At 41.3% G+C, this 16,385-nt stretch carries 16 protein-coding genes, 1 tRNA gene, 1 rRNA gene, 1 other RNA gene and 1 other annotated feature; of the genes, 14 read left to right on the forward strand and 5 right to left on the reverse strand.

Annotated elements, in window-relative coordinates; translation table 11 throughout:
* Positions 1-23 precede the first annotated feature (23 nt).
* Positions 24-139 (forward strand): 5S ribosomal RNA (rrf, locus tag HRJ06_RS22405).
* A gap of 470 nt (positions 140-609) precedes the next feature.
* Here rrf and HRJ06_RS22410 read toward each other — a convergent pair.
* Positions 610-1,563: a YaaC family protein gene (locus HRJ06_RS22410; RefSeq protein ID WP_338421142.1), complete on the reverse strand. Its 954-nt coding sequence runs from the start codon at positions 1,561-1,563 to the stop codon at positions 610-612.
* A gap of 114 nt (positions 1,564-1,677) precedes the next feature.
* Between HRJ06_RS22410 and guaB the strand changes: the two genes are divergently transcribed.
* The 6 genes from guaB to HRJ06_RS22440 all read left to right on the forward strand — a co-directional run bounded on the left by guaB (position 1,678) and on the right by HRJ06_RS22440 (position 8,093).
* Positions 1,678-3,144, forward strand: coding sequence for an IMP dehydrogenase (gene guaB, locus HRJ06_RS22415; RefSeq protein WP_174735163.1), 1,467 nt, complete (start codon positions 1,678-1,680; stop codon positions 3,142-3,144).
* Between the two features lie 180 nt (positions 3,145-3,324).
* The gene (locus HRJ06_RS22420) at positions 3,325-4,653 is read left to right on the forward strand and encodes a D-alanyl-D-alanine carboxypeptidase family protein (RefSeq protein ID WP_242035337.1); all 1,329 of its coding nucleotides are present in this window, start codon (positions 3,325-3,327) and stop codon (positions 4,651-4,653) included.
* A gap of 165 nt (positions 4,654-4,818) precedes the next feature.
* On the forward strand, positions 4,819-5,700 hold the full coding sequence (pdxS, locus tag HRJ06_RS22425) for a pyridoxal 5'-phosphate synthase lyase subunit PdxS (protein WP_174735164.1): 882 nt from the start codon (positions 4,819-4,821) through the stop codon (positions 5,698-5,700).
* A gap of 14 nt (positions 5,701-5,714) precedes the next feature.
* The gene (pdxT, locus tag HRJ06_RS22430; protein ID WP_174735165.1) at positions 5,715-6,305 is read left to right on the forward strand and encodes a pyridoxal 5'-phosphate synthase glutaminase subunit PdxT; all 591 of its coding nucleotides are present in this window, start codon (positions 5,715-5,717) and stop codon (positions 6,303-6,305) included.
* Between the two features lie 58 nt (positions 6,306-6,363).
* Positions 6,364-6,584: a binding site (T-box leader), on the forward strand.
* Positions 6,585-6,636: 52 nt separating this feature from the next.
* The gene (gene serS, locus HRJ06_RS22435; protein WP_174735166.1) at positions 6,637-7,914 is read left to right on the forward strand and encodes a serine--tRNA ligase; all 1,278 of its coding nucleotides are present in this window, start codon (positions 6,637-6,639) and stop codon (positions 7,912-7,914) included.
* 86 nt (positions 7,915-8,000) lie between these two features.
* A tRNA-Ser gene (locus HRJ06_RS22440) sits at positions 8,001-8,093 on the forward strand.
* A 145-nt stretch (positions 8,094-8,238) separates the two neighbouring features.
* Here HRJ06_RS22440 and HRJ06_RS22445 read toward each other — a convergent pair.
* From HRJ06_RS22445 to HRJ06_RS22460, 4 genes are all read right to left on the reverse strand, one after another.
* Entirely contained in the window at positions 8,239-8,907 is a 669-nt protein-coding gene (locus HRJ06_RS22445) for a deoxynucleoside kinase (RefSeq protein WP_174735167.1), read from the reverse strand.
* Positions 8,904-9,545 (reverse strand): deoxynucleoside kinase, encoded by a 642-nt coding sequence (locus HRJ06_RS22450; RefSeq protein WP_174735168.1) that lies wholly within the window; start codon positions 9,543-9,545, stop codon positions 8,904-8,906. Before HRJ06_RS22450 ends, HRJ06_RS22445 begins: the two co-directional genes overlap by 4 nt.
* A gap of 169 nt (positions 9,546-9,714) precedes the next feature.
* Positions 9,715-11,013 (reverse strand): glycoside hydrolase family 18 protein, encoded by a 1,299-nt coding sequence (locus HRJ06_RS22455; RefSeq protein ID WP_174735169.1) that lies wholly within the window; start codon positions 11,011-11,013, stop codon positions 9,715-9,717.
* A 69-nt stretch (positions 11,014-11,082) separates the two neighbouring features.
* Complete coding sequence (locus HRJ06_RS22460; RefSeq protein WP_277874720.1) at positions 11,083-11,631, reverse strand: cysteine hydrolase family protein; 549 nt, start codon at positions 11,629-11,631, stop codon at positions 11,083-11,085.
* Positions 11,632-11,714: 83 nt separating this feature from the next.
* On the opposite strand from HRJ06_RS22460, the gene tadA reads away from it, so the two are divergent.
* The 7 genes from tadA to HRJ06_RS22495 all read left to right on the forward strand — a co-directional run bounded on the left by tadA (position 11,715) and on the right by HRJ06_RS22495 (position 15,953).
* On the forward strand, positions 11,715-12,221 hold the full coding sequence (gene tadA, locus HRJ06_RS22465) for a tRNA adenosine(34) deaminase TadA (protein WP_174735170.1): 507 nt from the start codon (positions 11,715-11,717) through the stop codon (positions 12,219-12,221).
* Positions 12,222-12,323: 102 nt separating this feature from the next.
* Positions 12,324-12,588, forward strand: an RNA gene (gene ffs, locus HRJ06_RS22470) — signal recognition particle sRNA large type.
* Between the two features lie 134 nt (positions 12,589-12,722).
* Positions 12,723-14,408 (forward strand): DNA polymerase III subunit gamma/tau, encoded by a 1,686-nt coding sequence (dnaX, locus tag HRJ06_RS22475; RefSeq protein WP_174735177.1) that lies wholly within the window; start codon positions 12,723-12,725, stop codon positions 14,406-14,408.
* A 22-nt stretch (positions 14,409-14,430) separates the two neighbouring features.
* Positions 14,431-14,754 carry a YbaB/EbfC family nucleoid-associated protein gene (locus HRJ06_RS22480; protein WP_174735171.1) on the forward strand — a complete coding sequence of 108 codons (324 nt, stop codon included), beginning with the start codon at positions 14,431-14,433 and terminating at the stop codon, positions 14,752-14,754.
* A 12-nt stretch (positions 14,755-14,766) separates the two neighbouring features.
* On the forward strand, positions 14,767-15,363 hold the full coding sequence (gene recR, locus HRJ06_RS22485) for a recombination mediator RecR (RefSeq protein WP_174735172.1): 597 nt from the start codon (positions 14,767-14,769) through the stop codon (positions 15,361-15,363).
* Between the two features lie 19 nt (positions 15,364-15,382).
* Complete coding sequence (locus HRJ06_RS22490; RefSeq protein ID WP_174735173.1) at positions 15,383-15,604, forward strand: YaaL family protein; 222 nt, start codon at positions 15,383-15,385, stop codon at positions 15,602-15,604.
* Positions 15,605-15,689: 85 nt separating this feature from the next.
* Positions 15,690-15,953, forward strand: a complete 264-nt coding sequence (locus HRJ06_RS22495; RefSeq protein WP_174735174.1) for a pro-sigmaK processing inhibitor BofA family protein — start codon at positions 15,690-15,692, stop codon at positions 15,951-15,953.
* Positions 15,954-16,385: the final 432 nt, after the last annotated feature.

Below are 16,385 nucleotides of genomic sequence, written 5' to 3' on the forward strand. Positions count from 1 at the left end.
TGAGGGAACAAACCTCAAAATAGTCTGGTGGCGATAGCGAGAAGGTCACACCCGTTCCCATACCGAACACGGAAGTTAAGCTTCTCAGCGCCGATGGTAGTTGGGGTTTTACCCCTGTGAGAGTAGGACGCTGCCAGGCACACGAAGAACAGCTAATAGAGCTGTTCTTTTTTTTGTTTCTTTGTCCGGGAGGGCAAGACTAATTTAGACGATAAGGTGGAAAAAAGAATATACGAGGATGGAAAGGAACAAGGAGGTCAAGGAAGCAAGAGAGAGAGGCCCGGAGTGTACGGTGTACACGAGGACTGATCGACCGCGGCTGACGCAGAGATCCGCTGTTCATTTCCATCCGAAGCCGAACACGGAAGTTAAGCTTCTGCGCCGATGGTAGTTGGGGTTTTACCCCTGTGAGAGTAGGACGCTGCCAGGCACACGAAGAACAGCTGATAGAGCTGTTCTTTTTTTTGTTTCGGTTTGTCGTTAAAAAGAAAGATGTAACTTAATTAAGAGGATATCCTTCTTCATACAGGAACTAGAGAGAGTCACCAGAGCTCCCTCCTGCTTCTTCACTGCCTTTTCCCCAAGTCTAATTCCAATTTGGCTTCCGCTTCATTTTCTGCTCAGTAACCGATGGATTAACATAGGACCTTTCTTTAATGAAATGGATAAAAAAGACTGAATGTATGGAAGATCTTTAGTGGTCATCATTTTGATGAGTTCCCCCCACCACTCTGTTTCGTACCTTGCGATCATGCTTAAGTTATATAAAAGTATATAGTGCAGCAGCAGTTCAGGGTATTCCAGTAAGGGCCCTTTTGAAAGCGGCATGGAATAGGTGCCGGTATTTTGATTTAATTTTAACGGGACAGGCTCGCGGTCAATTGGCTGTTCAAAAGAGAAAGCTATATCTTCACTTTCAGAAGGGCGGAATGAGACAGACAGGGGTGATTTAGATTGATAAAAATTTTGGAATCGGTCTTCTGTCATATGAAAGTAGTCCAGTGCTTTTTTTGAAAGATAATATATTTGATTTTCATTTCTTACATCTAAAAAGGTGTTTTTCCCAAGAGTCTGTTTAGTTAGTTCGGAAAGCTCCGGAATATATTTCAAAACCTCACCCATGGACGCCTTTTCTCCTTCTAACTGTTTCATGTGAAACAATTTTTCAGCCATTAACGAAAAAAGTCCATTCTTTTGAAATTTAACCTCATCATCAAAAAATTGATACTGTTGTTTCTTTCGCTTTCTTGTTGAAATGCCATGAGCCAGAACGGATGTGGATTCAGGATAATTTGGCTGCACAGTTAAAATACATGCTTTTATTAAATGTACAAGACCGTAATATTGAAGAATTGGCTGAATCACAAGCGGAGAAGATTCTGCCTGCTGGTAGTATACTTTGCCATGCTCCAGGTAATACATAAACGGGTAGCAGTTCTCGTAACTTTTTTGCTCACCCTGTTCTAAGTTAAGACGTTTATAACACTTTTTTAAAAAAGCCTGGGTATATTCTGCTGAAAAATAGATATTAAAGCTCTCCCAGCCTGTATAAGAATCTGCCACAAAAATTACCTCCATTATTTTTAGAAAAATCTAACATTGAGTTTGCTCCTTGACAGTATTTTGTCCAATTGATAACCTACAAATAATATTTTCTTATAAGGGGGTCTTTTTACTATGTGGGAAAGCAAGTTTTTAAAAGAAGGATTAACCTTTGATGATGTGCTGTTAGTCCCGGCGAGATCAGAAGTGCTGCCTCGTGATGTCAGCCTGAAAGTGAGCCTTTCAGAGAAGGTTAACCTAAACATTCCAATTATCAGTGCTGGTATGGATACGGTAACAGAGGCTGAAATGGCTATTTCAATTGCCAGGCAGGGCGGCCTTGGAGTTATCCATAAGAACATGTCGATTGAACAGCAAGCTGATCAAGTGGATAAGGTGAAAAGATCAGAAAGCGGTGTTATTACAGACCCGTTTTTCTTAACACCAGATCACCAAGTTTTTGATGCAGAACATTTGATGAGTAAGTACCGCATTTCAGGTGTACCGATCGTCAATAATGAACAAGAGCAAAAACTTGTTGGAATCCTCACAAATCGCGACCTAAGATTTATCCAGGATTATTCAATTTCCATTTACGAGGTTATGACTAAGGAGGATTTAGTAACAGCTCCTGTTGGAACTACGTTAGAAGAAGCAGAAAAAATTCTTCAGCGATATAAAATTGAAAAACTCCCACTAGTAAATGAAGAAGGAACGTTAAAAGGCCTTATAACCATTAAAGATATCGAAAAAGTGATAGAGTTTCCAAATTCGTCCAAGGATGGCCAGGGTCGGTTATTGGCGGGTGCAGCTGTCGGTGTGACAGGTGATACGATGAAGCGTGTTGAAATGCTCGTAAAAGCACACGTCGATGTTGTTGTTTTGGACACAGCGCATGGTCACTCATATGGGGTACTTGAGGCAGTAAAAGAAATTAGAGATGCTTACCCTGACTTAACGATTATCGCCGGAAATGTCGCTACTGCCGAAGGTACGAGAGATCTGATAGAGGCAGGCGCTGATATCGTTAAGGTAGGTATTGGCCCAGGATCTATTTGTACAACAAGAGTAGTTGCCGGTGTAGGTGTCCCACAGATCACAGCTGTGTATGATTGTGCAACTGAAGCCAGAAAACATGGGAAAGCAATCATTGCCGATGGTGGAATTAAATATTCCGGAGATGTTATTAAAGCATTAGCTGCTGGAGGACACGCTGTTATGCTCGGAAGCCTTCTTGCAGGTGTTTCCGAGAGCCCTGGTGCAACTGAAATTTTCCAAGGACGCCGCTTTAAAGTGTATAGAGGAATGGGGTCTGTCGGAGCCATGGAAAAAGGCTCTAAAGACCGCTATTTTCAGGAAGATGCTAAAAAGTTCGTTCCAGAAGGCATTGAAGGCCGTGTACCGTATAAAGGACCTCTTGCTGATACGATTTATCAAATTATCGGAGGGATCCGATCAGGAATGGGTTACTGTGGAACAAAGGATTTGGAGTCATTGCGTGAGAACGCCCAATTTATTCGAATGACAGGCGCAGGCTTAAGAGAGAGCCATCCTCACGATGTTCAAGTAACGAAAGAAGCTCCAAATTATTCTGCCACATAAGCCTTTTTACCTATATTCGAAGCGGATATTTCCTTAATTTACAAAGGACAGAGTGACTATTCTCTGTCTATTTTTTTGGTTTTAACTATGATAAACTAAATTGGTGCAAAAAAGTCGAACTGCCAATCTATCGATTTTTTATAGATTACTAACGAGATAATATTTGGAGGGAAAAACGCTTTGAACCGATTTAAAAACGTAACAATGTTGATTTCGATATTCGTCATTAGTTTTACCGCAATTTTTTCAGGAATGACTTTTAAAGCCGAAGCCGCTGAAGATACACTAGGCCTAGATGCCGAGGCTTCTGTATTAGTGGATGCGGAAACTGGAAGAGTTTTATATGAAAAAAATCCAGATGTTGTTCTTGGAGTTGCTTCAATGGCCAAGATGATGACAGAATATCTAGTACTAGAGGCTGTGCATAATGGCAAGATTTCCTGGGAACAGCCAGTTAAAATTAATGAATATGTCCATAAATTATCGGCAGCTCCCGGTTTGTCTAACGTTGGTCTGACTCAGGGCGAGGATTATACTGTTAAAGAACTTTATGAGGCAATGGCCATTCACTCTGGCAATGCAGCAGCAGTAGCACTTGCTGAAGTTGTTGCTGGATCAGAAAAAAACTTCGTTGAAGAAATGAATAAAAAGGCTGAGGAACTTAATCTTGGTGAATATAAGTTCGTGAACTCTACTGGATTAAATAACAGCAGCCTTTTGGGAAATCACCCTGCAGGTGCACCCGATGAAGAAAATGTTATGTCGGCTCGTGCTACTGCCAAATTGGCTTTTCATCTATTAAACGATTATCCGGAGGTTTTGGAGACAGCTAAAATCCCAAGACTTAAATTTAGAGATGGAAGAGAATATCCAAACTTTAACTGGATGCTGCCGACGCTAGTTCATCATTATGAAGGCGTTGATGGACTAAAGACAGGTTCCACTGATTTTGCAGGCTATAGTTTTACGGCTACTGCTATCCGGGATGGACAACGATTTATTTCTGTTGTTATGAAAACAAACTCGGCGAATGAACGTTTTAATGAAACAGAAAAGGTACTTAATTATGCGTTCAGCAGTTTTTCTGAAGAAGAAATTTTACCTGCAGGATATCAAGCTGAAGGTAAGAAAACCATTGCTGTCAATAAAGGTAAAGAAGACACAGTTAAGATTGAGTCTAAAGACCCTTTGACAATGGTTATAAAAAATGGGGAAAAAGAAAACTATACGACAGAGTTGGTAATTGATGAAGATAAGCTTGATAAGAATGGTGAATTAACCGCTCCAGTAAATGAAGGCGATGTGGTTGGTTACCTAACGGTGAAAACAAAAGAAGGTGAAAGCCTTTCTTTCTTAACAGAGCAAGGGGAAAAGGCAGCTCAAGTTGATGTTATTGCCTCAGAAAGTGTAGAAAAGGCCAATGGATTTGTATTAATGATGCGTGGTATTGGCGGTTTCTTTGGAGATATTTGGGGAAGTGCTTCATCTGCAATTAAAGAATTATTCTAATATTTCGGTTTCCTGTCTTGACAGGAAACCTTTTTTATTGTTTAGTTTTGATAGGGAAAACTGAGTAATTCCGAGTCATTTAGTATATTTTCCCTTTTTATATAAGTATTAGAAATGATAAATTACCCATCAAATGCAGATGGTATTACTGAAGGGGGAAATACAATGAAAACAGGTACAGATCGCGTTAAACGAGGTATGGCAGAAATGCAAAAGGGCGGCGTCATTATGGATGTTGTCAATGCTGAACAAGCTAAAATAGCAGAAGAAGCTGGTGCTGTAGCAGTAATGGCTTTGGAGCGTGTTCCTTCTGATATCCGGGCTGCAGGCGGAGTTGCCAGAATGGCTGACCCACGCATTACTGAGGAAGTTATGAAAGCAGTATCAATTCCGGTCATGGCTAAGGCACGTATCGGCCATATTGTTGAGGCGAGGGTTCTTGAAGCTATGGGAGTTGACTACATAGACGAAAGTGAAGTATTAACTCCTGCTGATGAAGAATACCATTTAAATAAAAATGAATACACAGTACCGTTTGTCTGCGGCTGCCGTGACCTAGGTGAAGCTGCAAGACGGATTGGCGAAGGAGCTTCCATGCTTCGTACAAAGGGTGAGCCTGGTACAGGCAATATCGTTGAAGCGGTTCGCCATATTCGCAAGGTAAATGCTCAGGTCCGGAAAATTGTTGGAATGGACATGGCTGAGATTATGAACGAAGCAAAGCTTCTAGGGGCTCCATATGAGCTTCTTCTTGAGATCAGAGAGCTTGGACGCCTCCCAGTCGTAAACTTCGCTGCAGGAGGCATTGCAACGCCCTCAGATGCTGCTCTTATGATGCAGTTAGGTGCTGACGGAGTATTTGTCGGATCTGGAATCTTCAAATCCGATAATCCAGCAAGATTTGCAAAAGCAATTGTAGAAGCAACAACACATTATCAAGATTATGAACTAATCGCTAATATTTCTAAAGACCTTGGAATTGCGATGAAGGGAATCGAAATTTCAAGCCTGGCTCCTGAAGCACGCATGCAGGACCGCGGCTGGTAAGGGAGAGCAATAACATGGTAAAAATCGGAGTTCTTGCCCTTCAGGGGGCAGTACGGGAGCACGTACGTTCTATCGAAGCCAATGGGGCTGAGGCTGTTATCATCAAACGTGCTGAACAACTGGAAGAAGTAGATGGCCTTATCATTCCTGGTGGTGAAAGTACGACAATGAGGCGCCTGATTGATCAATATCAGTTTATGGACGGGCTTAAAAAGTTTGCAAATGATGAGAAACCAATGTTTGGCACCTGCGCAGGACTTATTCTTCTTGCAAAAACAATTGTCGGATACGATCAGCCGCATATTGGTGTTATGGATATAAAGGTCGAACGAAATTCATTTGGGCGCCAGAGGGAAAGCTTTGAAGCCAGCCTTAATATTGATGGAGTGGCAGAAGGTTATGAAGCTGTATTTATCCGAGCTCCTCATATTGTTGAAGCTGGAGAAAATGTAGATGTCCTGGCTACTCATAATGACCGTATTGTCGCGGCCAGAGAAGGACAATTCCTGGGATGTTCGTTTCATCCTGAATTAACAGAGGACCACCGCATCACTGCTTACTTTATTGAGATGGTTAAGGAATCAAAAGCGGTTCATAATGTATAATATGAGTTGCAACTAGCACATAATTGTAGTAAATTATTTATAATTAAAACGCTATAAAAATAAAGCGATGACAGGGAAATAGTAATGTACTGCTGTTCTCAAGAGAGCCGATGCCAGGTGAAAATCGGTGTGCACAGTCTGTGAATCCATCCTTGAGCAGAGCATGGAAAGCTTCAAAAAGCGAGTAAATGCTCTCGGTTTAGGCCGTTATCTTTGCAAGAGGAAGGCATCAGTGTGCTTTCAATCAGGGTGGCAACGCGGGTAACTCTCGTCCCTTTCCAGGGGACGGGAGTTTTTTTTATTTCCCGGAAAAGTAAAAGGAGGCATTATAATGCTTGATCTAAAACATTTACGAGCTAATTTTGAAGAGGTAAAGAAACAGCTGCAGTACCGTGGTGAAGACTTAAGTGACTTCGGAAAGTTTGAAAGTCTTGATGAAAAACGCCGAGAGTTAATCGTTGAGACAGAACAGCTTAAAAGCAAACGGAATGAAGTATCTCAGCAGGTTGCCGGATTGAAAAGAGAGAAAAAGGATGCTGACCATTTAATTAAGGAAATGCGTGAAGTCGGAGATAGAATTAAGGAATTTGATGATGAGTTAAGACAAGTCGAATCCGAACTTGAGGGTCTGCTTCTAAGCATCCCAAACATTCCGCATGAGAGTGTTCCAGTAGGAGACTCTGAAGATGATAATGTAGAGGTACGAACTTGGGGAGAGATTCCAAAATTTGATTTTGAAGCCAAACCGCATTGGGATTTAGCCAGCGATCTAGAAATCATTGATTTTGAGCGTGCTGGTAAAGTAACAGGCAGCAGGTTTGTTTTTTATAAAGGACTTGGCGCACGCCTTGAACGTGCACTAATTAATTTTATGCTTGATCTTCACGTCGATGAACATGGCTATCACGAGGTTCTGCCGCCATATATGGTTAACCGTGCGAGCATGACAGGGACTGGCCAGCTTCCAAAATTTGAAGAGGATGCTTTCTTAATTGAAAACGAAGATTATTTCTTAATTCCGACAGCTGAGGTGCCTGTCACCAACATGCATCGCGATGAGATATTGTCAGCTGCCGAACTGCCTATCAATTATGCAGCATTTAGTGCTTGTTTCCGTTCTGAAGCAGGATCTGCCGGCCGGGATACTCGGGGGTTAATCCGTCAGCATCAGTTCAACAAGGTTGAATTAGTGAAGTTTGTTAAACCAGAGGAATCTTACGAAGCGTTAGAACAACTGACAGGACATGCAGAAAAAGTCTTGCAGCTGCTAGGCCTTCCGTACAGAGTTTTAAGTATGTGTACAGCCGATTTAGGATTTACAGCAGCTAAGAAATACGATATTGAAGTATGGATTCCAAGTAATGGAACATATAGAGAAATATCTTCTTGCAGTAATTTTGAAGGTTTCCAGGCCCGCCGAGCAAATATTCGGTTCCGGCGCGACCCGAAAGCAAAGCCAGAGCATGTTCACACTCTAAATGGATCTGGGCTAGCTATTGGAAGAACTGTGGCGGCTATTTTGGAAAATTATCAGCAGCCAGATGGAAGTATCGTCATACCTGAGGTGCTTCGTCCTTATATGAGAAATCGTGAAGTCATCGTAAAATAACAGGAGCGGATTTTTCCGCTCTTATTTTTTTAAGTAATTGTGTTGACATTAATTATTTAATATGATAAATTATTTTTTGTCGATACGGAGGAATACCCAAGTCCGGCTGAAGGGATCGGTCTTGAAAACCGACAGGCGGGTAACACCGCGCGGGGGTTCGAATCCCCCTTCCTCCTCCATTTTAAACCTTCATTTAACATTCGCGCATAATGCAATTTGGAGATTGTATAAAAAAACCCGTTACTTAGTAACGGGTTTTTTGGTTTTTTAAATGTAATACTAGGCCGAAAGATGAGTCCATAATAAAAGCTGCCGAGGCAGCTTTTATTTTTTCAATAATTGAGTTTGATGAAGAGTGTGAGATATTTTTTCGATGATGGGTTCAATTGTCCCTTCATTTTCGACTAAATCATAATCATTTATGTTTAACCGGAGCACAGGGCAAGCGTTAAACGCGGTAATCCAGTTCTCATAACGCTCGTGCATTTCTTCCCAGTACGTAATCGGAGTTTGCTGTTCCATAGGGCGGCCTCTCAATTTAATCCGGTCGATGATGTCATCAATTGTCCCTTCCAAGTAAATCAGTAAATCTGGATGTGGGAAATAAGGAGTCATGACCATCGCTTCAAACAGACTTTTATATGTTTCATAGTCAACTGGAGACATTGTGCCTTTCTCATAATGCATCTTGGCAAAAATACCAGTATCTTCGTAAATGGACCGGTCCTGGATAAAGCCTCCGCCATACTCAAAAATTCGTTTTTGTTCCTTAAAGCGCTCAGCCAGAAAATAAATTTGCAAGTGGAAGCTCCAGCGTTCAAAATCCGCATAAAATTTATCTAAATAAGGATTTGAATCAACTTTTTCAAATGAAGTTCTGAAATTTAATGCATTAGCCAGAGCGTTCGTCATGGTCGATTTTCCGACACCTACCGTACCCGCAATCGTAATGACAGCATTGGCAGGAATATTGTATTGAGTTCTTAAATTCATGGTTGTACGCTCCTTTTTTTCAGTGATGCTGAAAGTACGTTAATAATGTGGTTCAAGTCGCCATCATTTTTGACAAAATCGAACTCATCTCCGCTAAACCGCAATACAGGTATTTCGGGAAACTGCTGTTCAAAACTTTTCATTGTTTCGTCATAATCTAAGGATAATTGCTCTAAATAAAGAGGACTGATGTTTTTTTCAATCTCACGGCCTCTTAGTTTAATTCTCTTTAGAAGTGTATCTAGACTGGCATTTAAATAAATAACGACATTAGGCTTTGGCATATCAGTCGTTAAAATTTGATAAATATCGTAATACTTTTGATATTCTTGTGGGTTTAAAGAGCGCTGGGCGAATACCAGGTTTTTTAAAATATGATAATCAGCAACTACTGGCTGGCTTTTACTGATGTAGTGTTTATTAATATCTCCAAGCTGTTTATAACGATTACAGAGGAAGAACATCTCTGTCTGAAAACTCCACTCCTCAATATCCTCATAAAACTTACCTAAAAAAGGATTCTCATCCACTATCTCTTTTAATAAAGTAAAATTAAAGTGGTCGGCAATTGCTTTTGCCAGTGATGTTTTACCAACACCAATCGGCCCTTCAACAGTTATAAAAGGTGTCCCCCCCACAGTGTGTCCTCCTTCTCTACCAACCTATATCTGGTTTTATCTAGTTAATTATAAATAGCACAAAAACCATTTTATCACACAAATTTCGACATAGGTATTGAATATTAACTGGTAATGGTAAAAAGAAAACAGCTGCGAATTTTTAGCGCAGCTGTTTCTGTATAAATGATTATGCTTGCTGTTCCGGCCGCTTTACTACTTCAAAATTCTCTGTAATTAATAGCCAGTTTTGTGGAAAGCTGAGCCCTAATTTCCAATAGCTCATGCCTCTTAGATTCAATTCTTTTATCAAATCAAATTTTGCTTGAATCGAACGGGCATCTTCAAACCAAACTTCATGCTGTTTGCCTTCTGCATCAGTGTAAGTAAAAAATGGAGCCTGAGCCCGTGTATCATATTCAATTGGTACATTGTTGGCTGCTGCAAGCTGAATGGCCTGCTGGGGGCTGACTGCTTTTGCCACGGTTCCCTGCACAAACGGAAGGGTCCAGTCGTAGCCATATAAATTCTGTCCCATCATAACCTTGGCTGCTGGCATTTCACTTATCGCATACTCAAGCACTTCACGAACAGGGCCGATTGGTGAGACAGCCATGGCAGGACCGCCGCTGTATCCCCATTCATAGGTCATTATGACAACAAAGTCTACAATTTCCCCATGTGCTTTATAATCATGGGCTGTATACCAGGGTCCTGTTTGTTCAGCACTAGTCTTTGGGGCAAGTGCTGTAGAGATTAACCAGCCTTCAGCACGAAATCGATCACGTGCTTTTCGTAAAAATTGATTATAAGCCTCACGATCCTCAGGGCGCAGAAACTCAAAGTCAAAGTGAATATCTCGAAACCCATATTTTCTTGCAGCCGTGACAATATTATTTAAAAAAGTTTCCTGGATGGCCATATCATTTAGTAAAATCCTGCCTAATTCTGCATTAAATTGATCTTCTTCCTGATTAGTAATTACCATCATTAAGACATTGTTGTTTGCTTCAGCAATGGCAGGAAAGTTATTTAATAAAGGCTCTTTTAATGAACCGTCTCTAAGTGCCTGAAAGCTAAAAGGGGCAAGATAAGTTAAGTAGGGTGCTGCATCTCTTGCAGCTTCTTCAAGATTTGGAGCAACGGTAGTTCCCCTCGGCTCAACATAGGCATTAAACTCCGCATTTTCTGTAGGCCGCTGTGGAATATATAGGCGAAACCCGACCTGAAGAGGACGGTTGGCCTGAATTTGGTTAATTGAGGCAAGCTGTTCGACATCCAGCCCAAACCTGCGGGCAATCGCCCATAAAGTGTCCCCGGTCTGCACCCAATAAAAACTGCCTACGATCGGTATGACAAGAGCCTGACCTACCACGAGATTATCAAGGTTTGGCAGGTCATTGGCCTCCACAATATCTTCAACAGTTGATCCGTAAGCTTGAGCAATCCCAAACAATGTTTGGCCTCTCTGGATTACATGAATTTGCATATCCTTTCCCTCCCTGGGCAATAAACGCTACAACCATTCTATGAAAAGGAAAGAAGGAAATGATTATTTTCAAAAATTTTGTTCAGTGGACTTATTAGTATTAGCCCCCAGTACGTTTCGCATCATTTTGAGAGTATAGTCATTATCCTGATCATTATTTGAGGCAATACAATCCTCTGGAATCACTAAGTGGTACTCTCGCATGTAGGCATCATTCGCGGTAAACAATACGCATATATTTCCTGCAATTCCGGTTAAAATGAGTGTATCAACCCTAAGCTGTCTTAATAACGTATTTAAAGCAGTGCCATAAAAAGCTGAATGCTTCGGCTTTATTAAAAAGTAATCGTCATCGTGAGGGATAAGCTTTTTAAAAATAGGACTGCTAAGTTCATTTCTGCAATGTTCAATAATTTTTTCAAAATCAGCTTTCCATAGATTATAATGATCATTGATAAAGATGACTGGGAGTTCCCTTTTATTAAAAGTTTGCTTTAGCTTTAATATAGGGTCTGTAATGACAAAAGTCTTTTCGGCTAGTGTTGGCCCATGGTCAAAGTCAAAGCTGTTAATCATATCAATGATTAGCAAAGCAGGCTTTCTGGCTTTTTCACTCAAATTTCATCGCTCCTTCTCTCATATTTTTAGACAAGGGGCACATCTTTAAACCTATTCAGAAATTCATACAAGAAGGCGAGTTTATGAAAACAAACGAATTAGATGTAACGTTCATGCAGGCTGCGATCGATGAGGCAAAAAAGGCTGAACTAATTGATGAAGTACCGATTGGTGCTGTAATTGTTTTAAATGGAGAAATTATTGCCCGGGCATACAATCTTCGGGAAACAGATCAAAATTCGACAGCCCATGCAGAGATGCTGGCAATAAACCAGGCATGTGAAGTTCTTGGATCTTGGAGACTTGAAAATGCCACTCTATATGTCACCTTGGAGCCATGCCCGATGTGTGCAGGTGCGATTATGCTTTCCCGGATTGCCAGGGTAGTCTACGGAGCGAGTGACCCAAAGGGAGGCTGTGCCGGAACATTAATGAATCTTTTACAGGAAGAAAGATTTAATCATCAGAGTGAAGTCGTTCCAGGCATTCTAGAACAGCAGTGCGGAGAATTGCTCACTACCTTCTTCAAAGGGCTTCGTGAGCGGAAAAAACAAGCCAGAAAAGCTAGCCGGCAAGAAAAGGAAAACTAATATGCAGGAATTAACAACTGTCGCTTATTGATTTTTCCCCAGGAAATTAGTATACTAATACTTGTGTCGATAAGGTACATTCAAATTATGTTATTAAATTTGCCGTGCTAAGCGGGGAGGTAGCGGTGCCCTGTACTCGCAATCCGCTCTAGCGAGGCCGAATCCCTTCCTGAGGCTGATCTACTGTAGGGCCTGCCTTAAGTAAGTGGTGTTGACGTCCGGGTCCTGCGCAATGAGAATCTACGAACCATGTCAGGTCCGGAAGGAAGCAGCATTAAGTGGACCATCTCATGTGCCGCAGGGTTGCCTGGACTGAGCTTACTGCTTAAGTAACGCTTATGGTAGTCAGTCGATGGAAGGTGCACGGCAATTAAATAATATAATTCCAACTCATCTCTATCCTGAGATGAGTTTTTTGTTTATATTCATCCCGCAGGAATTCATTTTGTGAAATATTTGCGCTATAATAGGGAAGAAAATACATGGAAGGGAGCGGTGTCATTGGCCTATCAAGCGTTATATCGTGTTTGGCGTCCACAGCAATTCATTGATGTTGTAGGACAGGAACATGTGACGACGACACTGCAAAATGCCCTGCTACATCAAAAAGTTTCTCACGCCTATCTTTTTTCAGGCCCAAGAGGAACGGGAAAGACCAGTGCTGCCAAAATTTTGGCCAAAGCCGCCAACTGTGAAAGGGCACCGGTGAAAGAGCCCTGCAATGAATGTTCTTCATGTAAAGGGATTACAGATGGCTCGATACCTGATGTTATTGAAATCGACGCGGCATCAAATAATGGTGTTGAAGAAATAAGGGACATACGCGATAAAGTAAAATACGCACCAAACGTTGTAAAATATAAGGTGTATATAGTCGATGAGGTACATATGCTCTCAATCGGCGCTTTCAATGCACTATTAAAAACGCTTGAAGAGCCGCCTAAACATGTAATCTTTATCCTTGCCACAACGGAGCCGCATAAAATTCCGCTTACTATCATTTCCAGGTGTCAGCGATTTGATTTTAAGCGAATTACTGCCCAGTCGATTGTAGGTAGAATGAAGCAAATCATTGAGGAGACAGGTGTCAATTGCGATGATCAAGCCTTGCAGGTTATTGCCCGCGCGGCAGAAGGTGGAATGAGGGATGCCTTGAGTCTATTGGATCAGGCAATTTCATTCAGTCAGGATGAGGTTACTTTAGAGGATGCCTTAGCAGTTACCGGGTCTGTTTCGCAAAACTTCCTCAACCAGCTGGCAAGAGCTGTTATTGAAAAGGACGTAACTCATGGTTTAGAGGCATTAGAGGAACTATTATTTCAAGGAAAAGATCCGACACGGTTTATAGAGGATTTTATTTATTATTACCGGGATATGCTCCTGTATAAATCAGCACCTGCTTTGGAAGAGTCTCTTGAACGAGTTTTTCTTGATGGCGAATTTCAACAACTCTCGGAAAAGCTAGCGCCTGAGCAAATTTACGAATTAATTGAAGTACTTAATAAAACCCAGCAGGAAATGCGGTGGACCAATCACCCTCGTATTTTCCTTGAGGTTGCAGTCATCAAGCTTTGCCAACTTGATTCCCCGGTCAACAGTTCTTCGGATCAGGTTGAAATCCTTTTAAAAAGAATTGAACAATTAGAGGAAAAATTATCAACCTTAAGTGAAAAAGGGTTTGTCCAGCAGGAATCAGAGCCAGCCGTACAGAAAAAGCCGCAGCGTACAAACCGAAAAGGCTATCAGGCACCAGCTGGCCAGATTAACGAAGTTTTACGACAAGCTACTAAAAGTGATTTAAAGGTGATTAAAGGGCGCTGGGGTGATATGCTAGAAATGCTCGTTAGCCGCCAGATGCGTTCACAGGCCGCCTTGCTTAACGAGGCTGAACCAGCAGCTGCTTCAAAGCAAGCTGTCGTAATTAAATTCAAATATGAAATCCATTGCCAGATGGCGATGGAAAACACGAAGTTCATCGAAACTATGGCAAGTGTGTTAGTTGAAATTACAGGAAACAGGCTGCAAGTAATTGGCGTACCAGAGGAACAATGGCTGCCATTGCGTGAGGGATTTATTAATAATCAGCGCCATGAGTCTCCTGAAGAAGGTGACAATGTAGAAGAAGAACCAATCATTTCTGAAGCTAAAAAGCTTTTTGGGGATGAATTAATAGAAATACAAGACTAAATATAAATTGGAGGATGTTAAAATGAATAAAGGAATGGGTAATATGCAAGGTATGATGAAACAAATGCAAAAGATGCAAAAACAAATGGCTCAAGCTCAGGAAGAACTAGGTGAAAAGCGCATCGAAGGTTCCGCAGGTGGCGGAATGGTGACTGTAACGGTCACAGGCCATAAAGAAATCGTTGAAGTAAACATTAAAGAAGAAGTTGTTGATCCTGAAGATGTCGAAATGCTCCAAGACCTAGTTCTTGCAGCAACGAACGACGCGTTGAAAAAAGCGGAAGAGCTAACAAACCAAACAATGGGACAGTTTACCAAGGGAATGAACCTGCCGGGAATGTTCTAGGAGGATAACAGAATGCACTATCCTGAACCAATATCAAAGCTGATTGACAGCTTTATGAAGTTGCCGGGTATCGGCCCTAAAACGGCTGCTCGTCTGGCTTTTTTTGTCTTAAGTATGAAAGAAGATACGGTCTTGGATTTTGCTAAGGCGTTAGTGAACGCGAAAAGAAACTTATCATTTTGTTCTGTTTGCGGTCACATCACTGACCAGGATCCGTGTTATATATGTGAAGACCAACGCAGAGACCGGACGATAATATGTGTGCTGCAGGACCCAAAAGATGTCATTGCAATGGAAAAAATGAAAGAATTCAACGGCCTTTATCATGTGTTACATGGAGCGATATCGCCGATGGATGGAATTGGCCCTGAGGATATTAACATCCCTGATCTGCTTAAGCGGCTTCAGGATGAAACTGTTCAGGAAGTAATCATGGCTACTAACCCAAATATTGAAGGAGAGGCTACAGCAATGTACATTTCCAGGCTGTTAAAACCTTCAGGGATTCGAGTTACCCGAATTGCACATGGACTGCCTGTAGGCGGAGATCTTGAATATGCTGATGAAGTAACTTTGTCAAAGGCAATCGAGGGCCGCAGGGAAGTCTAATACAGCGGGAGGAAATGGCATGTTATTTCGAAAAAAAGACAGGCTAAAGAAAGAGTATGATCAAAAACTGATCGACCAATTAAGCCGGCTAAAAAATAGCTGGGATAATCAAAGATATCTGGCCGAAAACAGCGTTGATCCTGCTGAAGAAATCATATGCCAGGCAAAACTTGCAGAAGCTAAATATTTCTTTTTGTTCAAGGAAGCAAAGGCGAGAAATATAACCGTAAAAAAATGGTGAAAACTTAACCGTTTTCTATTAGGTCTTTTTCAGGGGACTTGTACATATAATTTTTAGTACAAGACTTGAACGAGGAGGAAAGAAAATGGATCCCGTTGTGGTTATTGCAGGATTAGGAGGCTTGATTTTAATGCTCCTTCTTATAGGAGCGCCGATTAAGCCTCTTCGTTATATAGGTCAAGGATTCATCAAACTGTTAATCGGGGCTTTATTCTTGTTTTTTCTGAATGTAATAGGAAACAGCTATGGTCTTCATATACCTATAAACCTAATTACTTCTGCTGTATCTGGATTCTTAGGTATCCCTGGTCTTTGTGCTCTTGTAGCTATCCAGGTATGGGTCTTATAAAATAAGGACCAAGTTTTATAGTAATAACGATGTAAAGCCGCCAGGTGACCAGGCGGCTTTTTTTCGGTATGTTCCAGCCATACGTCTCCCGACTCCCGTGAAAAATCAACATTGCTCCTTCAAAGAGCCTTCTTTTAAAAAGTTTATTGACTCTATTGTAGATATCATGATATTATATTCCTCGTCGCTAATTAAGACATCAACATTACTATTTTAAAAAAGTTATTGACCAAGTAGCGACAGTATGTTATATTTATAAAGTCGCTTCTGAGCGGCGCGCTAATGAATTTGCTCTTTGAAAACTAAACAAACAAGCGTCAACAAACAATATTTATAGTGACTTCATTTATGAAGATCACTAGCCAACGTTTTAAATTATGAGCTAAACTCATACTCTTTTTTGGAGAGTTTGATCCTGGCTCAGGACGAACG

The organism is Mesobacillus harenae, from assembly GCF_013343715.1.
In the GTDB taxonomy this organism is placed as follows: domain Bacteria; phylum Bacillota; class Bacilli; order Bacillales; family Cytobacillaceae; genus Mesobacillus_A; species Mesobacillus_A harenae.

Coding starts and splice junctions, on each gene's coding strand:
- guaB (WP_174735163.1), top strand. CDS start 1,678: ATGTGGGAAAGCAAGTTTTTAAAAGAAGGATTAACCTTTGATGATGTG.
- pdxS (WP_174735164.1), top strand. CDS start 4,819: ATGAAAACAGGTACAGATCGCGTTAAACGAGGTATGGCAGAAATGCAA.
- pdxT (WP_174735165.1), top strand. CDS start 5,715: ATGGTAAAAATCGGAGTTCTTGCCCTTCAGGGGGCAGTACGGGAGCAC.
- serS (WP_174735166.1), top strand. CDS start 6,637: ATGCTTGATCTAAAACATTTACGAGCTAATTTTGAAGAGGTAAAGAAA.
- HRJ06_RS22445 (WP_174735167.1), bottom strand. CDS start 8,907: ATGAATTTAAGAACTCAATACAATATTCCTGCCAATGCTGTCATTACG.
- HRJ06_RS22455 (WP_174735169.1), bottom strand. CDS start 11,013: ATGCAAATTCATGTAATCCAGAGAGGCCAAACATTGTTTGGGATTGCT.
- tadA (WP_174735170.1), top strand. CDS start 11,715: ATGAAAACAAACGAATTAGATGTAACGTTCATGCAGGCTGCGATCGAT.
- HRJ06_RS22480 (WP_174735171.1), top strand. CDS start 14,431: ATGAATAAAGGAATGGGTAATATGCAAGGTATGATGAAACAAATGCAA.
- recR (WP_174735172.1), top strand. CDS start 14,767: ATGCACTATCCTGAACCAATATCAAAGCTGATTGACAGCTTTATGAAG.
- HRJ06_RS22490 (WP_174735173.1), top strand. CDS start 15,383: ATGTTATTTCGAAAAAAAGACAGGCTAAAGAAAGAGTATGATCAAAAA.
- HRJ06_RS22495 (WP_174735174.1), top strand. CDS start 15,690: ATGGATCCCGTTGTGGTTATTGCAGGATTAGGAGGCTTGATTTTAATG.